The 3,399-nt window shown below is 62.7% G+C and carries 3 protein-coding genes; all 3 read right to left on the bottom strand.

Annotated features, from left to right (window positions below; genetic code table 11):
- Positions 1 to 818, bottom strand: an 818-nt coding sequence (locus tag Q0C59_RS17770; protein ID WP_291218026.1) for an ABC transporter ATP-binding protein, incomplete at its 3' end; no start/stop codon positions are given.
- A 94-nt stretch (positions 819 to 912) separates the two neighbouring features.
- Positions 913 to 2,250: an ABC transporter substrate-binding protein gene (locus Q0C59_RS17775; RefSeq protein ID WP_291218029.1), complete on the bottom strand. Its 1,338-nt coding sequence runs from the start codon at positions 2,248 to 2,250 to the stop codon at positions 913 to 915.
- Between the two features lie 87 nt (positions 2,251 to 2,337).
- Positions 2,338 to 3,399, bottom strand: a 1,062-nt coding sequence (locus Q0C59_RS17780) for a branched-chain amino acid ABC transporter permease (protein WP_291218031.1), incomplete at its 5' end; no start/stop codon positions are given.

The raw sequence follows: 3,399 nt of genomic DNA on the forward strand, positions 1-3,399 counted from the left end.
GCCAGCCAGCGCTTGCGCCGTTTGTAGCTTTTCACGTCTTTGAAGCTCTTGCGCTCACCTCCGCCCATGCCCAGGTAGAACTCTTTCACGTCCTCGTTGTTGCGCAACTCGCTGGCCAGGCCGTCCATCACGATGCGCCCGCTCTCCATGATGTAGCCGTAGTCGGCGTACTTGAGCGCCATGTTGGTGTTCTGTTCGGCCAGCAGGAAGGTGACCTTCTCTTTCTGGTTGAGGTCTTTCACGATCTCGAACACTTCCTCAACGATCTGCGGCGCCAGCCCCATGGAGGGTTCATCCAGCAGCATCACACTGGGGTTGGTCATCAGCGCGCGGCCGATGGCGCACATCTGCTGCTCACCGCCCGAGGTGTAGGCGGCCTGGCTGGTGCGCCGGGTTTTCAGGCGCGGGAAGTAGTTGTAGACCTTCTCCAGGTTGCGCGCGATCTCGGCCTTGTCCTTGCGGGTGTAGGAGCCGGTCATGAGGTTTTCTTCGATGGTGAGGTGGGCAAAACAATGCCGCCCTTCCATCACCTGCACCACGCCGCGCTGCACGAGGTCGGAGGTGCTGAGGTTCTCGATGCGTTCGCCGCGCAGCTCGATGCTGCCCTTGGTCACTTCACCACGCTCTGCCTTGAGCAGGTTGGAGATGGCGCGAAGGGTGGTGGTCTTGCCTGCGCCGTTGCCACCGAGCACGGCGGCGATCTTGCCCTCGGGCACGTTGAGCGAGACGCCCTTGAGCACGAGGATCACGTGGTTGTAGATGACCTCGATGCCGTTGACGTTGAGGACGATGTTGGGGGTGCTCTCTGGGGTGGTCATGGGGGTGTCCTGTGTGGCCAATTCAAAGACCGGCTGTGCGCAGGGCTTTGAATTGGCGGCTCTTGCGAGCCGCCAGGTTCATTCGCTCAGTCGATCAGGACTGGCAGTCCGACGGTGCACGACGCGTCAACTTCTTCTCGGCGGCGTACTTGTCGGCAGCGGCCTTGACCATCGGCTTGATGATCTGCTCGTCACCCTGGTACCAGTCGCTGCTGAACTCCCACTGGCTGCCGTTCCAGGTGTGGATACGGGCCCAGGCGGCGCCCATGTGGTCCTGGCAGCTGGTGGAAATGGGGCGCATCACGCCCTTGAAGCCCAGCGCATCGAGCTTGGCCTGCGTCAGGTTCAGGTTCTCGTAACCCCAGCGGGCCTGCTCGCCGGTCATGACCTTGCCCTTGCCGTATTTCTCCTGTGCCTGGCGCACGCCCTCCACCGCAAACATGGCACTGATCAGACCACGCATGTAGAGCACCTCGCCCACTTCATCCCTGGGGCCTGTGCCCTGGTTCTTGTCGTGCAACTTGGCCAGGATTTCCTTCGAGATGGCAGCGCCCTTTTCGGTGCCGTGCTGCATCGTGATGGCGTTGTAGCCCTTGGCGCCCATGCCCACGTCTTTCACGTCAGGCTCGGCACCGGCCCACCACACGCCATAGATCTTCTCGCGCGGGTAGCCGGTGGCCTGTGCTTCTTTCAGCAGGGTGGAGTTCATCACGCCCCAGCCCCAGTTGATCACGTAGTCGGGGCGATCACGGCGGATCTGCAGCCAGGTGGCCTTCTGCTCCACGCCCGGGTGTGTCACGGGCAGCAGGCTCAGCTGGAAGCCGTGCATGGCGGCGCGTTCCTGCAGCAGAGGAATGGGTTCCTTGCCAAACGGGCTGTCGTGGTAGACCAAGGCAATCTTCTTGCCCTTGAGCTTGTCGACGCCGCCCTCTTTCTTGGCGATGTGCTGGATCAGCACGTCGGCCGCCACCCAGTAGGTGCCGGCGATCGGGAAGTTCCACTTGAACACGCCGCCGTCGGCGGACTCGCTGCGGCCATAGCCGGCGGTGATCAGCGGAATCTTGTCGACAGGTGCTTTTTCGGTCAACGCGAAGGTGATGCCGGTGGACAGAGGCTGGAACACGGTGGCGCCGCCGTTCTTGCCTTTGAGGCGCTCGTAGCACTCCACACCGCGGTCGGTGGCATAGCCGGTTTCGCACTCTTCAAACGACACCTGCACGCCGTTGATGCCGCCGCGCGCATTGGTCAGCTTCAGGTAGTCGGCATAACCGTTGGCAAAGGGCACGCCGTTGGGCGCGTAGGCGCCGGTGCGGTACACCAGCGACGGGAAGAATTGTTCCTTGGCTTGCGCCATGGCGCTTGGTGCCACCAGCGCGGCGGACACACCCGCGCATGCGATGGACACGGACAGGACCAGATTTCGCAGTTTCATCTCTTGTCTCCTAGTAAAAATCAAACACAGACCAACACAACACTGACGATGACCCTTGGATGCCGGACGGCCTGAGCCGTTCCGGACTCAGTGCGGAAAGGGCCAGAGCCGCAACTTCTGTTTGGCGATGCTCCACAGCTTGGCCAGGCCGTGGGGCTCGACGATGAGGAACCAGACGATGAGGGCGCCGAAGATCATGAATTCGGTGTGTGAGATCGCGGCGGTGGAGATCTCCACGCCGAACATCGAACCGACCGCGGGCAGGAACTGGTTGAGGAAGATGGGCAGGATGACGATGAATGCCGCGCCGAAGAAGCTGCCCATGATCGAGCCCATGCCGCCGATGATCACCATGAAGAGCAGCTGGAAGCTGCGGTCGATGGAGAAGGCCGCTGGCTCCCAGGAGCCCAGGTGCACGAAGCCCCACAGGCCACCGGCCACGCCGATGATGAAACTGCTCACGGCAAACGCGCTGAGCTTGGCGTACATCGGGCGGATGCCGATGACCGCGGCGGCCACGTCCATGTCGCGGATGGCCATCCACTCGCGCCCGATCGCCGATCGAACGAGGTTCTTGGCCAGCAGCGCGAAGACCACCAGGAAACCCAGGCAGAAGAGGTACTTCTCCACCGGCGTGTTGATGGTCCAGCCCAGCACGCTGAGGTTGGAGACCGAGACCGAGCCCGAGGCGGTGTTGTTGGTGAACCAGCCGATGCGCAGGAACGCCCAGTCGCAGAAGAACTGCGCGGCCAGCGTGGCCACCGCCAGGTACAGGCCCTTCACGCGCAGGCTGGGGATGCCGAAGAACATGCCCACCAGGGTGGCGAAGAAGCCGCCCGAGAGCAGGGCGATGATCAGCGGCATGCCCTCGATGCGCACGTAGGTGTTGTAGGCCATGTAGGCGCCCACGGCCATGAAGGCGCCCGAGCCCAGGCTGATCTGTCCGCAGTAGCCCACCAGGATGTTCACCCCGAGCGCGGCCAGTGCCAGGATCAGGAAGGGGATGAGGATGGCGCGGAACATGTATTCATCGGCCAGCATCGGCACGCCGATGAAGGCGAAGGCGATGAAGGCCAGGATGACCCAGCGGTCCTGCGCGATCGGGAAGATCTGCTGGTCGGCGCGGTAGGAGGTCTTGAATTGACCGTT

It is taken from the genome of Hydrogenophaga sp., assembly GCF_022844385.1.
Lineage (GTDB): Bacteria > Pseudomonadota > Gammaproteobacteria > Burkholderiales > Burkholderiaceae_C > Hydrogenophaga.